Below are 768 nucleotides of genomic sequence, written 5' to 3'. Positions count from 1 at the left end.
GATTTCTCTTCCTCGGGGTACTTAGATGTTTCAGTTCCCCCGGTTTGCCTCCTGTTGCTATGTATTCACAACAGGATACGTGCTTRTGCACGTGGGTTTCCCCATTCAGAAATCCCAGACTCAAAAGGTTATTACTACCTAATCTGGGCTTATCGCAAGTTATTACGTCTTTCATCGCCTCTGACTGCCAAGGCATCCACCGTGTACGCTTAGTCACTTAACCATACAACCCGAAAGGGTCTTATGTATGTTCAAACAACCAAGGTTTTTGGTTGTCATCAAGAAGGGTTAATTCTTGATAACTGTTTGCCGGACTCAATTGTGAATCAAACTAACGTTTGATTCGAATACAAGACACTTGAATGTGTTTGTTGTGTTTATACTGTTCTTATTAACTAAGAGCAGATAAACATTGAGAACTTTTAAATTTGATTGAATTACTCGTAAGTAATCAATCAGTCAGCTTTCCAAATTGTTAAAGAGCATAAAGCAAAAAGCTTTAATCAATAACCGAAGTCATTAATTAAAGCTCTGGCTTTAACTAAACCTAAACCATCAATCTGTGTGGACACTTATCGTGATATCTTCGTATAAGGAGGTGATCCAGCCCCAGGTTCCCCTAGGGCTACCTTGTTACGACTTCACCCCAGTCATGAACCACAAAGTGGTGAGCGTCCTCCCCGAAAGGTTAAACTACCCACTTCTTTTGCAGCCCACTCCCATGGTGTGACGGGCGGTGTGTACAAGGCCCGGGAACGTATTCACCGT

At 42.2% G+C, this 768-nt stretch carries 2 rRNA genes; both read right to left on the bottom strand.

The features are described from left to right. A 23S ribosomal RNA gene (locus L4C33_RS22585) occupies window positions 1-223 on the bottom strand; the annotation flags it as partial. A 368-nt stretch (window positions 224-591) separates the two neighbouring features. After that, a 16S ribosomal RNA gene (locus L4C33_RS22580) occupies window positions 592-768 on the bottom strand; the annotation flags it as partial.

This window comes from Vibrio makurazakiensis (assembly GCF_050337375.1).
GTDB classification, from domain to species: Bacteria; Pseudomonadota; Gammaproteobacteria; order Enterobacterales; family Vibrionaceae; genus Vibrio; species Vibrio makurazakiensis.
The sequence above is the reverse complement of the archived record's forward strand: the minus strand, read 5'-3'. Positions and strand labels throughout refer to the sequence as shown.